This window comes from Flavivirga algicola (assembly GCF_012910715.1).
GTDB classification, from domain to species: domain Bacteria; phylum Bacteroidota; class Bacteroidia; order Flavobacteriales; family Flavobacteriaceae; genus Flavivirga; species Flavivirga algicola.
Genome location: NZ_JABBHF010000009.1, coordinates 1 through 16,028 on the forward strand (window position 1 = coordinate 1; position 16,028 = coordinate 16,028).

At 34.1% G+C, this 16,028-nt stretch carries 17 protein-coding genes; 7 read left to right on the top strand and 10 right to left on the bottom strand.

Annotated elements, in window-relative coordinates:
* Window positions 1-147: 147 nt before the first annotated feature.
* Window positions 148-825 carry a gliding motility-associated C-terminal domain-containing protein gene (locus HHX25_RS15080; protein ID WP_317169099.1) on the top strand — a complete coding sequence of 226 codons (678 nt, stop codon included), beginning with the start codon at window positions 148-150 and terminating at the stop codon, window positions 823-825.
* Window positions 826-829: 4 nt separating this feature from the next.
* Window positions 830-1,765, top strand: coding sequence for a PorP/SprF family type IX secretion system membrane protein (locus HHX25_RS15085; RefSeq protein WP_169675226.1), 936 nt, complete (start codon window positions 830-832; stop codon window positions 1,763-1,765).
* A gap of 434 nt (window positions 1,766-2,199) precedes the next feature.
* Here the strand turns inward: HHX25_RS15085 and HHX25_RS15090 are convergent, their stop codons facing one another.
* The 4 genes from HHX25_RS15090 to purN all read right to left on the bottom strand — a co-directional run bounded on the left by HHX25_RS15090 (window position 2,200) and on the right by purN (window position 6,535).
* Complete coding sequence (locus HHX25_RS15090; protein WP_169675228.1) at window positions 2,200-4,098, bottom strand: amidophosphoribosyltransferase; 1,899 nt, start codon at window positions 4,096-4,098, stop codon at window positions 2,200-2,202.
* Window positions 4,099-4,238: 140 nt separating this feature from the next.
* Window positions 4,239-5,165 carry a PfkB family carbohydrate kinase gene (locus tag HHX25_RS15095; protein WP_169675230.1) on the bottom strand — a complete coding sequence of 309 codons (927 nt, stop codon included), beginning with the start codon at window positions 5,163-5,165 and terminating at the stop codon, window positions 4,239-4,241.
* Between the two features lie 112 nt (window positions 5,166-5,277).
* Window positions 5,278-5,919, bottom strand: coding sequence for a ribonuclease H1 domain-containing protein (locus HHX25_RS15100; protein ID WP_169675231.1), 642 nt, complete (start codon window positions 5,917-5,919; stop codon window positions 5,278-5,280).
* A 43-nt stretch (window positions 5,920-5,962) separates the two neighbouring features.
* Window positions 5,963-6,535 (bottom strand): phosphoribosylglycinamide formyltransferase, encoded by a 573-nt coding sequence (gene purN, locus HHX25_RS15105; RefSeq protein WP_169675233.1) that lies wholly within the window; start codon window positions 6,533-6,535, stop codon window positions 5,963-5,965.
* 275 nt (window positions 6,536-6,810) lie between these two features.
* Here purN and HHX25_RS15110 point away from each other — a divergent pair, with 275 nt between their 5' ends.
* The 5 genes from HHX25_RS15110 to pyk all read left to right on the top strand — a co-directional run bounded on the left by HHX25_RS15110 (window position 6,811) and on the right by pyk (window position 11,195).
* Entirely contained in the window at window positions 6,811-7,044 is a 234-nt protein-coding gene (locus HHX25_RS15110; protein ID WP_008269813.1) for an acyl carrier protein, read from the top strand.
* A gap of 12 nt (window positions 7,045-7,056) precedes the next feature.
* The gene (gene fabF / locus HHX25_RS15115; RefSeq protein WP_169675235.1) at window positions 7,057-8,307 is read left to right on the top strand and encodes a beta-ketoacyl-ACP synthase II; all 1,251 of its coding nucleotides are present in this window, start codon (window positions 7,057-7,059) and stop codon (window positions 8,305-8,307) included.
* A gap of 98 nt (window positions 8,308-8,405) precedes the next feature.
* A complete protein-coding gene (gene rnc, locus HHX25_RS15120) occupies window positions 8,406-9,146 on the top strand; it encodes a ribonuclease III (protein ID WP_169675237.1) in 741 nt (246 codons plus the stop codon).
* Between the two features lie 121 nt (window positions 9,147-9,267).
* Window positions 9,268-9,753, top strand: coding sequence for an IPExxxVDY family protein (locus HHX25_RS15125; RefSeq protein WP_169675239.1), 486 nt, complete (start codon window positions 9,268-9,270; stop codon window positions 9,751-9,753).
* Entirely contained in the window at window positions 9,753-11,195 is a 1,443-nt protein-coding gene (pyk, locus tag HHX25_RS15130; RefSeq protein ID WP_169675241.1) for a pyruvate kinase, read from the top strand. The genes HHX25_RS15125 and pyk overlap by 1 nt, the downstream gene beginning before the upstream one ends.
* A 40-nt stretch (window positions 11,196-11,235) precedes the next feature.
* On the opposite strand, the gene HHX25_RS15135 is transcribed toward pyk, so the two are convergent.
* The 6 genes from HHX25_RS15135 to dinB form a co-directional block, all read right to left on the bottom strand.
* Window positions 11,236-12,111 carry a hypothetical protein gene (locus HHX25_RS15135; protein ID WP_169675243.1) on the bottom strand — a complete coding sequence of 292 codons (876 nt, stop codon included), beginning with the start codon at window positions 12,109-12,111 and terminating at the stop codon, window positions 11,236-11,238.
* A gap of 188 nt (window positions 12,112-12,299) precedes the next feature.
* On the bottom strand, window positions 12,300-12,755 hold the full coding sequence (locus tag HHX25_RS15140) for a hypothetical protein (RefSeq protein ID WP_169675245.1): 456 nt from the start codon (window positions 12,753-12,755) through the stop codon (window positions 12,300-12,302).
* A 52-nt stretch (window positions 12,756-12,807) separates the two neighbouring features.
* Window positions 12,808-13,698 (bottom strand): hypothetical protein, encoded by an 891-nt coding sequence (locus HHX25_RS15145; protein WP_169675247.1) that lies wholly within the window; start codon window positions 13,696-13,698, stop codon window positions 12,808-12,810.
* A gap of 22 nt (window positions 13,699-13,720) precedes the next feature.
* Window positions 13,721-14,188, bottom strand: coding sequence for a hypothetical protein (locus HHX25_RS15150; protein WP_169675249.1), 468 nt, complete (start codon window positions 14,186-14,188; stop codon window positions 13,721-13,723).
* A gap of 9 nt (window positions 14,189-14,197) precedes the next feature.
* Complete coding sequence (locus HHX25_RS15155; RefSeq protein ID WP_169675251.1) at window positions 14,198-14,764, bottom strand: RNA polymerase sigma factor; 567 nt, start codon at window positions 14,762-14,764, stop codon at window positions 14,198-14,200.
* A 120-nt stretch (window positions 14,765-14,884) separates the two neighbouring features.
* A complete protein-coding gene (gene dinB / locus HHX25_RS15160) occupies window positions 14,885-15,982 on the bottom strand; it encodes a DNA polymerase IV (RefSeq protein WP_169675258.1) in 1,098 nt (365 codons plus the stop codon).
* Window positions 15,983-16,028: the final 46 nt, after the last annotated feature.

Genomic DNA, 16,028 nt, shown 5'->3' on the forward strand with positions numbered 1-16,028 from the left:
AGCTGGAACGCAGCCGCAGGTGCCACGGGATACAGGATCAGCATCGGGACATCTTCGGGAGGGACCGAAATAATAAACGACCAGGACGTAGGCAATGACACGACCCTAGACCCCGCCTCAGACCTGCCAGAAAACAGAACGGTATACGTGACCGTCACGCCGTACAATGCCGTAGGCGACGCCACGGGATGTGCACAGGAATCCTTCACCACGGAGACCCTCCCAACAGTGCCAGCGTGTACTATCTTAGCTGGTCCCTTAAATATGTCTAATAATGTAGCGGTAGACACTGATCTTAGTTGGAATTCTGTCGCCAATGCCACAGGCTACAGAATCAATGTGGGAACCTCTTCTGGCATCTCAGATATTTTAAATAATGAGGATATCGGTGATACCACGACCATAGATCTGCTATCGGATCTACCTGAAAATACAACAATATATGTAACCATAACACCTTACAACGCCGAAGGGGATGCTACGGGCTGCACCGAGGAATCATTTACTACCGAAGAAATAATAGAGCCTTTAGTAGAATCAAAATATGGTTTTTCACCTAATGGTGACGGAATCAATGATTTTTGGGAGATAAGAGGTATAGAAAATAGTCCGCAGAATACCGTAGACATCTATAACAGGTGGGGAGATTTAGTTTTTTCAATCTCAAATTACAATAATACTTCTAATGTATTTAGAGGTGAGGCAAACAACCTTAACAATATGGGAGCAAATACATTACCTAACGGAACCTATTTCTTTGATATCAAAATATCAGGAACCCATAACCTGAAAAAATTAAAAGGATTTTTAGTAATAAAGCGCTAATCTAATGACTAGAAAAAATAACTTTTCCGCTTATGCGGGAATCATCATACTACTTTTTATTTTAAAAACCAGCATTAGTGCTGGTCAGCAAACACCAACGTTTTCTGAATACAATTATAATCCATTTATTATAAATTCGGCATATGCTGGTCTGAGCCCGAGTGCCGAAATGTCTATTAGTAATTCTGGTCATTTTAATCAGTTTGAAGGAAGTCCAAAAACCTTCTCTCTTAGTGGCCACACCGCTTTAAATAGAGGGAAAATGGGTGTTGGCGCTGGCATTATTAGAGATGAAATTGGTGTAACAACCTCCACTAATTTTTTTGGAGCTTACTCTTATAAAATATTCTTCGATTTAGAAAATAATCGACCTTATTGGCAACATTATTATCCAGGCGTACTCTCCTTTGGTATTACCGCTGGTTTACAACAATATCAAGATAACCTATTAGAGCTGGGAATTACAAATGATCCTAATTTTTCTGAAAACATTAATGCTTCCATCCCTACATTGGGTTTTAGCTTCTTGTTTAATCATGCATCATTTTATGTTGGATTTTCAACTCCAAACATTTTGGGAGAATCTTTAGCTTCTGATGATAATTTAAATCTAGCGACTCCCTATTACGGTTATATTGGATATCGTTTTTTTAGTAACCGCTACCAAGAAGTGATGATAAAACCCAATTTACTTATAAAACATGAAGGCGGAGCACCATTGCAGGCCGATATAAACTTAGCTATAAGTTTTAAAAACAAGTTTGAAATAGGAACTGGATATAGGACAAAATCTTCACTAAATTTTTTGGCGGGAATTTATCTATTTAAAAATGCACGTTTTATATACAACTATAATGCTACAAATAACAATTCTCCATTAGGCAACACTCATGGTTTTGTTTTAAATTATAAGTTTGGAGATGGCTATAGAATAGATTAAAAAAACAGATCAAAATAAAAAATGAAAAAGGTGGACGAGTGTCCACCTTTTTGCCCCAAATCTACCATGAACTTAACCTACTTATGTTATGGTGGTTCAAATATATGTTCTTTGTAAAGATTGGTAAAATATTTTAGTTAAACTACTTATATATTGGCTTAAACGGTCTTCTAAAAATTATTATAAAATAAAAAGAGAAGAAAAAACGATTTTTAAAAAAAGGCTTAAAAAGAAACTAAATTGCATAAAAAAAGGCGAACAGTTGTTCACCTTTTTTTGCCCCAAATCTACCATGAACTTAACCTACTTATGTTATGGTGAGACCAAGGTATGTGTATTTTATATATTCTGATTATTTTTTAGACAAAAAGCACATTTTTTGGATTAAGTGTATTTTATCACAGATTAAGTGGAAAAATTTGATAATTCAATAATTAATAAGCGCGTTCATTATTGCCTTCATAAAAGTTAATAAACGCTCTATTTACAACTCTATTTCCTCCTACGGTTGGGTAATTACCTGTAAAGTACCAATCACCTAAATGGTCTGGGCATGCTTTATGTAAATTTTCTACAGACTGAAAGATAATCTTAACTTCTGCATCAATACTTTCATGACTTAATAATTCTGAAATTTTATCCGAAATTTCTTCATCAGTAAAAGGATCATAAATCTCTTTTACAAAATTCTGTACATGTTTATCATCTAAATCCGTTTGACTAATACACTTGTTATATACCTCTTCTACGATATGATATTTATTTGCATCCTTTAATAAATCTAAAGCCGCTCTAAATGCAACTAAACTTTCAAGGTTTGCCATATCTATACCGTAACAATCTGGATATCGAATTTGTGGCGCAGAAGAGACCACAATAATTTTTTTAGGATTTAGGCGGTCAAGCATTTTTAAAATACTCATTTTTAATGTTGTGCCCCGAACAATACTATCGTCAATAATAACTAAGTTATCCTCTGGTTTTATAACGCCATAAGTAACATCGTAAACGTGAGCTACTAAATCGTCACGGCTACTATCTTCTGTGATAAATGTTCTAAGCTTAACATCCTTGATAGCAATCTTTTCAATTCGTGCACGCTCTGATAAGATCTCCGTTACTTTTTCGGCAGACAGCGAACGTTGCCCATTTAAAATAGTACGGGTCTTCTTTTTATTTATATATGCTTCGGCAGTTTCTATCATTCCAAAAAACGAAGTTTCTGCTGTATTAGGTATGTACGAGAAGACCGTATTCTTAGTATCATTATCAATAGCATCAAGAACTTTTGGCATTAAGAGCTTACCAAGCATTTTACGTTCCTGATAAATCTCTGCATCACTTCCTCTAGAGAAATAAATACGTTCAAATGAACAAGATTTTCTTTCTAAGGGCTCTAATATTTGTTTAAAACGAACTTCACCAGATTTTTTAATAATGATAGCTTGTCCTGGGTCTAACTCTTTTACACTATCAAAGCTTACATTAAAAACCGTTTGAATAACGGGACGCTCTGATGCTACCACAACTATTTCATCATCTTTATAATAATACGCTGGACGAATACCTGCAGGATCTCTTAAAACAAAAGAATCTCCATGGCCTATAAGTCCTGCCATAGCATAACCGCCATCCCAGTTTTTTGCAGCACGTTTTAATATTTTACCTACCTTGAGTCGCTCTGCGATAAGAGGAGACGCCTCCCTTTTATTATAACCTTCCTTTTTGAGGTCTTTATAAATTTTGCTTACTGCATCATCTAAAAAGTGACCGATTTTCTCCATTATAGTTATGGTATCGGTATATTCTTTTGGATGCTGTCCCAACTGAATAAGGTTTGCAAAAAGTTCTTTAACATTTGTCATATTAAAGTTCCCTGCCATAATTAGATTTCTATGCATCCAATTATTTTGTCTTAAAAATGGGTGCACACTTTCTACGCTATTTTTTCCAAAAGTCCCATAGCGAACATGTCCTAATAATAACTCCCCTATATAAGGAATGTTGCGTTTTTGCAAAGCAACGTTGTTAGCATATTCAGGATGGGCCGTTAATTCATTATTTATTCTTTCGTTTATCTGACCAAAAATATCCTGAATAGGCTGTTGTGCCACAGAACGCACTCTACTAATATAACGTTCACCTGGTTTTGTATCTAACTTAATACTTGCAAAACCCGCACCATCTTGTCCACGATTGTGCTGTTTTTCCATCATAAGATACATCTTGTTTACACCATAAAATGCACTTCCGTATTTTTCTTTATAATATTCCAGTGGTTTTAAAAGTCTAATAACTGCTATTCCACATTCATGTTTTAAGACATCACTCATATACAATTTTTTTCGCTTTCACTTCGAACATGCTCAGTATGGCATGCGGAAATCATAACTATTAATAGATTCCTGTTTTCACAGGAAAGACAATTTTATTTTTAAGTAAAAACGCGCTCTATTTTTAGAGCGCGTTTTTACTATGTTAATTCTATTTCAAACTGCGTTAGTTCCTTGAACTGCAATAAGCGCTGATGCACCTCCTCGCTTGATAAATCCTCCATACGCTCGGTTCCAAATTTCTCTACACAAAACGACGCCAAGGTTGAGCCATAAATAACAGCATTTTTCATACTCTCAAAAGAGGTGTCCCCTATTTTTGCAAGGTACCCTACAAATCCTCCAGCAAAAGTATCTCCAGCACCTGTTGGATCGAAAACTTCCTCTAAAGGCAAAGCAGGAGCATAAAATACGCTATCATTATGAAATAATAAAGCGCCATGCTCTCCTTTTTTAATAACCACATATTTCGGCCCCATGTTATGAATCTTTCGAGCAGCAACAACCAAAGAATATTCCCCTGTTAATTGCCTGGCTTCTTCATCATTAATGGTAATGACATCTACGTTTTTAATCACATTCAGCAAATCTTCCAAAGCACAATCCATCCAAAAATTCATGGTATCTAAAACTACCAACTTAGGTTTTGCCGTCATTTGGTCTAAAACACTTTGTTGTACCAAAGGATGTAAATTTCCTAGCATCACAATTTCAGCATCACGATAATTCTCTGGAACTACAGGATTAAAATCTGCAAGCGTATTTAATTCTGTAACTAAAGTATCTCGCGAATTCATGTCATTATGGTAACGTCCGCTCCAAAAAAATGTTTTTCCTTCTTCAACAATTTCAATCCCTGAAATATCGATATTGTTATTTGACAATAAGTCTAAATATTCTTGCGAAAAGTCACCCCCAGCAATAGATACAATTGCCGATTCTACATTAAATTGTGAAGCAGATAAACCAATGTAAGTTGCGGCACCGCCTAGAATTTTATCGGTTTTACCGAAAGGCGTTTCAATAGCATCAAATGCTACTGTGCCAACTATTACTAATTTACTCATAAAAGAGACCTGATAATTTTCTGCAAAGATAAGTCTTTTAAATACTTATTCAAGAATATTTTTTGAATAAGTATAAGACCGTTTTATTGTAAGGTAATGTTTAAAAAAAACGTCATTTTCTACCAAAATCCGCAGGAATTTCCCCCCAAGCTTTAGTTTCCCATTTAACGATAACAGTTTTGTAGGTGTTCTTTTTTAACCAATCAACAGCTCTATCAATCAATTCGAAAAGTGCTTTGTTTTTATTATTTCTTTCTAATTTAGTGTTACAGTTTTTCTTTTTCACCCAGCTTATAGCTGTTCTAGAATCTGTATATAAAATACGGTCACTATGATTATTTTTTAGTAAAGCCAAACCATGTACAATAGCCAAAAACTCACCTATATTATTAGTACCTTCCTCAAAAGGGCCTTGAATAAAGAGTTGTTTCTTTGTTTTAGTATCCACCCCACGATATTCCATTTTCCCTGGGTTTCCACTCGAAGCAGCATCAACCGAAATAGAGTTATAATTAGGTTGTCCAATTTTTTTTAGTTGCTCTGTTGAGAGTTCACTTTTAAACTTTGAAGCTTTTCCTATATAATCTTTATAGTTTCCTTTTAAAGCTTCCTTTGCAGCTTTAAATGTTGTAAACGATTTATACTGTGCACCTTGAAAATCTTTTATTTGGGCTTTGCAGTCATTCCAAGATTCAAAAACACCAGTGTGATGTCCTTTCCAAACAGTGTAGTATTTCTTCTTTTTAGATGCCATTTTTATCATTCCAGAGAAACCAGGAACCTCATTAATTTAAGTGCTAATTATTTTCAATCAATAACTCCTCAACTACCTTGGGAAAATGTTCCATTTCTAATTCATGAATTTTCGCAGCAACATCTTCAGCTGTATCAGACATCTTAATATGACACTTCGCTTGGAAAATAATCGCCCCTTCGTCATAGTGCTCATTTACATAATGAATGGTAATACCTGTTTCAACTTCATTATTAGTAACAACTGCTTCATGCACATGCATACCATACATCCCTTTACCTCCATACTTTGGCAACAAGGCTGGATGTACATTAATCACTTTATTAGGAAAGGCTTCCAGAATAGATTCTGGGAATTTCCATAAAAACCCAGCTAGAACAATTAAATCTGGTTGGGATGCCTTTAAGATATTTAATACATCATCTGTTTTTGTAAACGCCATTCTATTAAAAGATAGTGCGCTCACCTTTAAATTTTTAGCGCGGTCTAAAACTTTGGCATGAGGATTGTTAGTGAGTATTTGAATAACAGACGCATTATCGCTGTTGTGAAAAAACTTAATTAAATTTTCAGCATTAGTACCACTTCCGGACGCAAAAATTACGATACGTTTCATCTGTTGATTTTATTTTAAAATTAATGTCTGATGTAATTTGTAAATCGAATTTACAACAATGTTCAGCAAAATTCTCAAGCTCATTTCATTTTACAGATTATAATGTTAAAATTATTCGGACAAAAAAAAGAATAATTATTAACAATTTGAAGGTAAAACATAAATACTTAAAACTAATTTTAGTAAATTACAAACACATTTTTATACTAAAGATGTGTTTTAAAAATAAAGTTTTTTATTTTTGCCAACTAATTAAAATTTAAAATTAAAATATTATGTCAGACATTGCATCAAGAGTAAAAGCGATTATCGTAGACAAATTGGGAGTTGATGAGAACGAAGTTGTAACAGAAGCAAGCTTCACAAACGATTTAGGAGCGGACTCATTAGATACTGTTGAATTAATAATGGAATTCGAAAAAGAATTTGATATTCAAATACCAGACGATCAAGCTGAAAACATTGCGACAGTTGGTCAAGCTATTTCTTATATAGAAGAAGCAAAATAAGCATTACACTTTATGGAGCTAAAGCGAGTTGTAGTCACAGGATTAGGGGCTTTAACACCTATAGGTAATACCAAAGATGAATTTTGGGAAGGACTTGTTAGTGGTAAAAGCGGTGCTGCGCCTATAACATATTATGACACCGAAAAGTTTAAGACCAAATTCGCTTGCGAGGTTAAAAACTTTAACGCCACCGATTTTCTAGATAGAAAAGAAGCTCGTAAGATGGATAAATTTGCGCAGTACGCAATGGTAGCTTCAGATGAAGCTATTGCTGATGCTAAATTAAATCTAGACGAGGTAAATAAGTTGCGCGTGGGTGTTATATGGGGGGCAGGAATTGGAGGTTTAGAAACTTTTCAGCAAGAAGTTTTAGGTTTTGCTGATGGTGACGGAACCCCAAGATTTAATCCTTTCTTTATTCCGAAAATGATCGCAGATATTGCCCCCGCAAATATATCCATAAAACATGGATTTATGGGGCCAAATTACACAACTGTTTCTGCATGTGCTTCTTCTGCAAACGCTATGTTTGATGCTTTAAACTCAATACGTTTAGGGTATTGTGACGTAGTTGTTACAGGAGGAAGTGAAGCTGCAGTTACTATTGCTGGAATGGGTGGTTTTAATGCCATGCATGCATTATCTACTAGAAACGAAAGTCCAGAAACAGCCTCAAGGCCATTTGATGGAACCAGAGATGGTTTTGTTTTAGGTGAAGGAGCTGGGGCTTTAATATTAGAAGAATATGAGCATGCAAAAGCAAGAGGAGCAAAAATATATGCTGAAGTTGCAGGAGGAGGATTGTCTTCTGATGCACATCATATGACAGCTCCACACCCAGAAGGTATAGGTGTTGTTGAGGTCATGAAAAATTGTTTAGAAAATGCCAACCTAAAACCAGAAGATATAGACCATATAAATACGCATGGTACTTCTACCCCTTTAGGTGATGTGGCAGAGCTTAAAGCTATTTCTAAGGTTTTTGGAGATCATGCAAAGCATATAAACATTAATTCAACAAAATCAATGACAGGGCATTTATTAGGTGCTGCTGGAGCTATTGAAGCTATTTCGGTTATATTGGCAATGGAGCATGGTATTGTGCCTCCAACAATTAACCATACTACAGTAGATGAGAAAATTGATCCTGAATTAAATTTAACCTTAAACAAAGCCCAAAAACGTGATGTAAAAGTAGCAATGAGCAATACATTTGGATTTGGTGGACACAACGCTTGTGTAGTATTCAAAAAAATAGATTAAATCCTGAATGGAATAAACCATAACGATAAATTAAATTTTACAGTAAAATGAAACATGGTTTATTATATCTGACATTAAAATAAATTATTAATTATCAGATGAAAAGCATTCGCAACATATTAAATTCCCGTTCTAAACGCAACGGGAATTTTTTTATGCAATTAACTAAAATTCTCGGATTTAAACCTAAACATATTAAATTCTATAAAACGGCGTTCACTCACCGATCCATGAATTTAAAAGATAGCAAAGGAAACGCTATTAATTACGAGCGCTTAGAATTTTTGGGAGATGCTACGTTAAGTGCCGTAATTGCATCCCACTTATATTTAGAAGTACCAAGTGGTGACGAAGGGTATTTAACTAAAATGCGCTCTAAAATTGTAAGTAGGGAACATTTAAACGAACTGGGAAAAGATTTAAATTTAATAGACCTCGTAGAAAGTAAAATTCCACCTGGACAGTTTGGAGACAATATTCATGGTAATATTTTTGAAGCCCTTATTGGTGCTATTTTTCTTGACAGAGGATACAAGTTTTGTGAAAAGTTTATATATAAACGTGTTATCATTCCCTATGTAGATATTGAAACCTTAGAAGGGAAAGTTATTAGTTATAAAAGCTTGCTCATTGAATGGTGTCAAAAAGAGAAGAAAACGTTTGGCTATAATGTTTATGAAGATACGGGTAACGATGATGTCCGCCATTTTTCGGTAAAATTATCTATAGATAAAAAAATTGTTGCAAAAGCACGTGCTACATCAAAGAAAAAAGCAGAAGAAAAAGCTTCAAAACGCGCTTTTTTTGCATTTCAAAGCAAGATGTCCAAAATGATTTAAATCATTTTAGATAAAAGGCTCCCAACTATAACGTTTTCGTTTACTTTCTTGATAAGATATAGCTTAAACGTATTCCAATTGACTGTTTTTAATATTATATTTACCGCGATTAATATAAGTTATGGCTGTACACAAACTTATTCTGGAGAATGTTTTTGAAGAAGATTTATATACTTTAATAGCGATTCATTGTACACTTGAAGACTATCGTTTAACGTATCTTTTGAATAAATATTTAGGAATAAGTCTTATTAGAAAGTCATTAGATTTAGATTATCAAAATGGAAAATCGACCTACTCAATTTTTGAATGGGAAGACGGCAAACAGCAAACCATTTGGAATTTAGTATCTAATATATGTAAAACAGAAACCTATAGACAAAGGAACAACGAATCATTATTTGATTCTGAAGAAAAAATAACGAGAACAACCTATTTAATACCAGAATATAAAACGGTGAATTATTTTTTAAAAATTGATAATGGAATTAATTTTAGTAAAGAGAAATATATTCTAAACAACGTATTAAAAGTACCTCAAATTGCCACAGCTTACAGTATCGATATCGATCAATTAAAATCTAAAGACAATTTAATTTTTAACTAATGTCAACAACGAAAAAAACCAAAATAGTAGCAACATTAGGACCTGCTACAAGTACCAAAGAAGTTTTAAAAGGAATGCTTGAAGAAGGCGTTAATGTATTTAGAATAAACTTTTCTCATGCTGATTACAGCGACGTTGAACAGCGTATTAAGATGATTCGAGAACTAAATGAAGAGTTTGGTTTCACAGCGGCTATTTTAGCAGATTTACAAGGTCCTAAGCTTCGTGTTGGTGTTATGAAAGAAGAAGTCGTAGTACACCCTGATGATGAAATCGTATTTGCAACTGGCGAACGATTTGAAGGAACAAAAGAACGTGTTTACATGACCTATGAAAGGTTTCCACAAGATGCGAAACCAGGGGAACGCATTCTTTTAGATGATGGAAAATTAATTTTTGAAGTGGTCTCAACCAACAAAAAAGACGAAGTTGTTGCTCGCGTTATTCAAGGAGGTCCACTTAAATCTAAAAAAGGAGTAAATCTTCCTAATACAAATATTTCACAACCTGCATTAACCGAAAAGGATATTGAAGATGCCATTTTTGCCATTAGCCAAAATGTAGATTGGATTGCTTTATCATTTGTGCGTCATGCAGAAGATTTAATGCAGTTACGTGATTTAATAAATAAACACAGTGATTATAAAATACCAATTATAGCTAAAATTGAAAAGCCAGAAGCTGTAGAAAATATTGATAAAATTGTAGCACACTGTGATGGCCTAATGGTAGCCCGTGGAGATTTAGGAGTAGAAGTTCCTGCTGAGGAAGTCCCTCTTATCCAAAAGCAATTGGTATTACGTGCTAAAAAAGCGAGAATTCCAGTAATTATAGCCACACAAATGATGGAGACTATGATTTCTAGTTTAACACCTACACGAGCTGAAGTAAACGACGTTGCAAATTCGGTTATGGATGGAGCAGATGCCGTTATGCTATCTGGTGAAACATCTGTTGGTAGTTACCCTGTACAGGTTATTAAGCAAATGTCTGACATACTTAAAAGTGTAGAAAACTCAAATTTAATTAAAGTACCACAATTACCACCTCATATTCGTACGAACCGCTATATAACAAAATCTATTTGTTATCATGCCGCTAATATGGCGAATGAAATTAATGCCAAGGCCATTTCAACATTAACAAATAGTGGGTATACAGCATTTCAAATTTCAGCATGGAGACCTTCATGCCATATTTTAGTCTTTACATCTAACAAGCGTATTTTAACACGTCTTAGCTTGCTTTGGGGTGTTCGTGCTTTTTACTATGATAAGTTTGTAAGTACAGATGAAACTATTGAAGATGTAAATACTATTGCCTGTAAAATGGGCTATTTAGAAGAAGGTGATATGCTTATTAGTTTAGCTGCCATGCCTATTAAAGATAGAGGGATGGTAAATACATTACGTGTCACTGAAATAGAGACATGTAATTTTTAAAATTTGCCCTATACCAATTTTTAGTTTATCCACTAAGATGCTATAAGTCGAATAAATAAGCTATAGAAAAATTAAAGAATCCTGTTGTGTGGAGATTGGGCTCGTTACCAATGGCAGAAGGGAAGTTTACATTGTACCCAAGTTCGAAATCAAAGGCATGTGTACTAAATTCTAACGGAATACTAATTTGTGTGTTGATTAAATCGAAAACTTCGTTTTCCAAATAATCTATAATACGCACACCGTTTTCAATATTTATTTGCGCCAACTCGAAGGTTTGTTTTGCAGCAATAATATTGAGTTCGGGTCTTAATGCTAAAGTACTTTTTTTAGTTTTAAATAATTTAATAGACGCATAACTCGAGGACGTAATTTGAAACGATTGATCATTTCCGAACAGATAAGTTCCAGAAAATTGCGTACCTATATTACGCTGTTTGTTTTTTATACCTGCACCAAAAGTTAAAGCATAAAGAAAAGGGTTGTTTACCCCATTAGAATAAAAATATCTTGACCCTGAGGTATAGAGCCTGAACAGCTTATTTTTACCCAGGCTCTTCGTATATCCTATGGTCGCAGCGGTATAATCCCATTTGGGGACAAATCCGTTATAATACACTCCAGACAAACCAAACATAAACCCTTTGGAGTGCATGTAAGTTACTTGTGGTCTTATATTATACTGATCAACGTCTATGTCTCTTCCAGAGAAATACGTATCGCTACTATAATCAACCGAGACATATAAAAACTTAAAATTATTAATATCCTGTATTAATTCGTTTAAAACACCTTCTTCTAATAAGCTATCAATAATCTCATCGACCTCTTTTTCTTTGTCAACAGTAGATTTTTCTTGTGAATATGTGAATAGTCCACTTGATAATACTATAAATGTCAAGAAGACTTTTTTCATACGTTTATGTTATGTTTTGGCTTTTACGAATCGTTTCGTTTCTCTCTTTTGCTTTATCTAAGCTTAAATATTTAGATGCTTTTATCTACCAAAATATGCGCTCGAACTTAAAAATATAAATATGGAAAAGTGGTTGAATGAATATCCAACCACTTTTTACTCTTAATCCAAGTTAATAGAGTTATTTATTAACCGCCACCATAAGGTTTTTTCTTTCTCTTTCTATCGCGCCTTATAGATTCCCTCAATTCATTTCTGTCTTCACCACTTCTGGTTCGTGATCGTGTTCGCAATTGTCGTCGTTGATCATGCGTAAATGTTGCTCTAAATCGTTCTTTAAGCCTATTCACTTTGGCTTTATTATCTTTTATCAGGTTTTTTTGAGCCTGGGTAAATGTTAACATCAGAGCATGCCGCCTTTCTGCTTTTGAAAGGTCAGAGTTTTCTAAAATGGCCAATTGTTCAACTGTAAGACTGGCTTTAAAGGCCTCTCGATTTGCTTTAATTAAAATACGTTGCTCCTGCATAAGCTTTTGCTGCTCTTTCGTTAGGTCGTTTTTATCAAAACCTTCCTGAGCCCCTAAACTTGTTGTACATATAAACATGGCAAGCATTAATAATTTAATTTTTGTTACAAATTTCATGTCTTTGTATTTGTTTCTAAAGAAACAAAGCTTAGCCACTAATTAGAAAAAATTAGTGCTTTCTTCTTTTTCTTTTCAGTTCTATTTCTGTTACCGCACCATCAGCATCTGTTAAGGTAGCCAAATTATCGCAGGTTCCATCTCCATAATCCAGGGTTGAGACCTCCCCATTTTTCGTATAGGTTTTAACACCTTGGGCAATATACTTACAAGCTGCTGGTTTAACTAGAGCTGTAGTGATTTCAACGGCTTTTGTATTCCCTTCAGCATCTGTGAACGTGTACGATCCAGTAATGGTTTTTTCATCGTCAATATGTATGTCTGTATCTCCTCCACTGGTAATTACCACTACACGTGTACCTACTTTGGTAATAGTACCTTCTTCCGTTTCTACCGAGATATCTACAGAACCACTCATTTGCGGATTACCATCACCATTTTCTGTAGTGTATTCGTGTGTTTTTGTTCCGTTTATGACATGCCCGTTTATAGTAAAATCACTAAAAGTAACTGTTCGGGTTTTATCAGTATCCGAAATGGATTTTACTACGGTTATTGTACCAGAAATAACATCACCATTTCTATCTACGCAATCATCTGGAAATGATACCGTAATGGTAACCGTTTCCCCTACAATTTCTTCTTCAAACTCTGTACATTCAGGAAAAAATCCAGAACGGTCTTTACAACGTTTTCCTGGAACGGTTTTTTCTGAATCTGATTTACCTGTAACATTAGATTCAAATTCCAAAGCACTTATGGCATATAAACTGTAAGCGTCTGCCACACTTTCTACCTCTTCAACAGATGCCTCAAGAGCTACTATTTCAGACGCACTACTGGTTTCTAAATTATCACTTACAGATTCGTTATCATTACAAGATATAAAAAATAAAGTAAGTGTTGCTATTGCTATAGCTGCCATAAATTTGTTCTTTTTCATAATAAAGGTTTTTAAGTTAATATTACAAGGCTTCATATGTTAATGCCTCTTCTAAAACATAATTATCTATAAATTCATCTACCTCATCTTCTTCTATAAAAAGTGATGTGATTAGAATATCATTTTCTATTGGTTCTATAATACTGGGGGCAAATTTATTGCCGTCCAATTCTTTTATAGTATCTAGTGCAACTGGATGATTTTCATCCAATTGTAAATTGCCATTAGATTTAGTGAACGTTATAGCAAGCAGTAATATAACAGATGCTGCTGCATACCAAGCAAAACGTCTTTTTAAGAAGAAAACTGGTTTTTCTTGTTTTGCCTCATCAGAAACCTTGGTTAAAATGTTCGCTTTAGATCTAGAAAAATAGTTTTCTGGAACATCTAACCCTAATGTCTCGGTATGCAGTTTATGTATATCCTTATCAAGCAATTTTTGATTATTTATTTGCTCTTTAGATGCTATTTTATCACTTTTTGAATCCATGTTATTTACTTAGACCTGTGTTTTTGTTAAAAGTTGAACAGAGAGCATATTTTTTTCAATATGACTTACTGTATTGTAGTAAGACGATTTTATAGTACTCACCTTTACACTTATAACCTCCTCTATTTCCCTAAAAGTTAAATCGTCAAAATATTTCATTTGAAATATTTCTCTTTCCCTCACTGGTAGTCCAGATAAAATACGTTGTAGTTTTAGTTGAGCCTCATTACTATCAAAAAAAACATCACCTACAAGGGTATTTAGATAGGCATTGTTAACATCATTAATAGATACGTTGTTTTGTTTATTATTTTTTTCTAAAAACCTAAGAGATTCATTATAGGCAATTCTATACATCCAAGTATGAAGCGAACTTTGTTGTTTAAAATTAGGTAAGCTTTTGTAAATTCTTAAAAATGTATTTTGAAGAACATCATCGGCATTTTCGTGAGTAATTACTAATTTACGGATATGCCAATACAACCGTTCCTGATAAAGGTCTAGCAGTTTTGCAAATGCTTTTTCTTTACCCTTTGCACTGGTTAGTTCTTTTACAAAATTAGCTTCGTTCGTCAAGGTTTGTTAATAAAGATCTGTCAATTAAAAAACAACACTGTTTTCATTTAGACCTTTAAAAACCTAAATAGTTTATTTCTCTTTAAAATATTATGAGACAAATGTTTTATGAAGTTTAACCTAAAACTCAAATTTTAACTGAACACTGACGCTTTTTTTTTCAGGTTTTTTTTTGATTTCGGTATTTAAATTCGACATTGAAATACCCAATAAACGAACCGAATTATTTAATTTTTCCTGATATAGCAAATCCTTGGCAGTTTCTAAAATGATACTCTTGTCACTCATAAAGTATGGTAATGTTTTACTTCTTGTTTGCAATGTAAAATCACTATACTTTATCTTCAGCGTAACTGTTTTGCCTGCTACATTACTTTTAGTCAAACGTCGTGAAACCTCCTCGGCAATATGGTCCAGTTTTTCAAGCATAAATACTTCACTAGATAAGTTTTCTCTAAACGTACGTTCGGCAGCCAACGATTTTCTTATTCTGTTAGGTCTCACTTCACTATTATGAATACCTCTGACGACATAGTAATAATAACATCCAGATTTTCCAAAATGCTTGTCTAAGTACTCTAACGATTTACTTTTTAAATCCAATCCCGTAAAAATCCCTTTTTGATACATTTTTTCGGCAGTGACCTTACCTACACCATAAAATTTTCTAATATCCAATTGTTCTAAAAACGCTATGACTTCCTCAGGGTTTATCGTTTTTTGTCCGTTAGGCTTATTATAATCGCTCGCTACCTTAGCAATAAACTTGTTAATGGAAATACCTGCCGAAGCTGTTAACCCTATCTCTTTAAAAATGCGTTCACGAATTTCTTCAGCAATTAAAGAGGCACTCGGGTTTCCTTTTTTGTTTTCGGTAACATCTAAATAAGCTTCATCTAGTGAAAGGGGTTCTACCAAATCGGTATAGTCATAAAAGATCCGTTTAATTTTTTTAGAAATTTCACTATACCTTTCAAAACGTGGCCTTACAAAAATTAAATCTGGACATAATTTAGAAGCTAAATTACCAGCCATAGCACTTTTTACACCAAATTTTCTGGCTTCATAGCTAGCAGCACTAATCACCCCTCGTTTTCCCCCACCACCAACAGCAATAGCCTTTCCTTCAAGCTCAGGATTATCCATTTGCTCTACAGAGGCATAAAATGCATCCATATCGACGTGTATTATTTTTCGTATTGGTAAATCGCCAAACATACTGTAAATTTATGAATTCCTAAGGAGGCAGGAATCTCAATTGATG